Source organism: Sphingomonas sp. 28-62-20 (genome assembly GCF_002281505.1).
Map to the genome: position 1 here is coordinate 1 of NZ_NCGH01000074.1, position 1,331 is coordinate 1,331.

General features: G+C 61.8%; 1 protein-coding gene and 1 pseudogene. One reads left to right on the forward strand and one right to left on the reverse strand.

Annotation, left to right across the window (positions count from 1 at the left end; translation table 11 throughout):
* Positions 1–387: pseudogene (locus B7Y43_RS20110) on the forward strand (replication protein B); the annotation flags it as partial.
* A gap of 25 nt (positions 388–412) precedes the next feature.
* Here B7Y43_RS20110 and B7Y43_RS20115 read toward each other — a convergent pair.
* Positions 413–1,331 (reverse strand): hypothetical protein (locus tag B7Y43_RS20115; RefSeq protein ID WP_374133429.1); only part of this gene is annotated, 919 nt, incomplete at its 5' end.

The following is a 1,331-nucleotide window of genomic DNA, read 5'->3' on the forward strand; positions in this document are numbered from 1 at the left end:
CTTATGGCCGCGTTCCCAGAACCGCAGGACCTTAGCATTCGCAACGTGATCGCTCTCAAACCGCTCCTCAAGCCGGAGGACAAGCGAGCGAGGGTTTTCGAAGAAGCCGCTTCGCTTGGAAAGGCACAAGCCAATGCGGGCAAGGCGATGCCGATCCTTGATGTCATTCGAGCGCTGACCGCCGCTGGTGACCCCCCCAAGAGGTCAGGATCCCCCAAGAAGTCAGGAATGGCGCAGACCGTTTCGAGCGCGGACGGTAAAGCGGTGCTGCGCATCGAAGGAGCTGATCGCAAGGGAGTCCGATTGACGCTGCTCAACAAGGGCGGTGCTTCACGCGAGGATGCCGAGAAGGCGATTCGAGAGGTGCTGGACGCACACTGGGCGTGAGCACCGGCTGGTAGAGCAGAGGAAATTACGCCCCGGGAAAGTGAACGGGACCCGCGCGTCCAAGGCTCGCCAGCTTTGCGTCGAGTTCCGCCATCTCGCGATCGAACACCTGGAGCACCGGCTCGAGATTGGCCGAATATTTTGGTGGAGCAAGCGGGCGTCCCACCGACCGCTGCACGAAGCCAAACGACAAAGCGAGATCGCGCGCGACATAGGTGCGCCATGCCTGTCGACCGCTCACCTCGACAACCAGATCGAGGTCTGCGGCTCGGCCCAGCAGTTTTCCGGCACCAGAAATAGTCAGGTACAACGTCTCTGCGACCAAGCGAGGACTCGCCACAGGCACGAACTGCATGAGGCTCAGAAGCGTTGCGAGCTTTCCCGGACGGTGAGCATCACGGATGGCGTCAGCCGCCCGCAGTCTGTTGTCCTCAAGCGCCTGCAGTCGAACGAGGCCTTCCTCGGCACGATCTGCGAATGCTCGAAGATTGCGAACGATGATCGTCTGCGCGTCGCGCGGAGCACGGCGCAGGGCTTTGTCACCGATCGTGAGGCATGGGAGCGCGGCGTGCGTGATCTTCATCGATTTCAGGAGCCACGGGACGGTTAGCCATGGCGTGATCGTACTGTCGGCCCGTGCATGGCGGGCGACAATCTCGAGCGCCCGCAACAAGGCTGGACGCTCGGCCCAGTCCGCGGCGACTTCAGTAGAGATGGGGAGTTCGTCCCGCCAGTGGCGAGCTTTCCGGGATGCCAGTTGAGCGTGCCAATTGCGCAGTGCGTGGTCATCATCAAGATGGCTCGGCATCTTTGACCGTCCGGGCAATGTGACGGCACACTCCCGGCCAAAAATATCGATTTCGTCGATTTCGGCGCCTTGCGCTTGAAGTGCCGTGGTATAGCCTGTCCACGCCGCACGTTGCTGCCACGGCGTTGCGACGGGA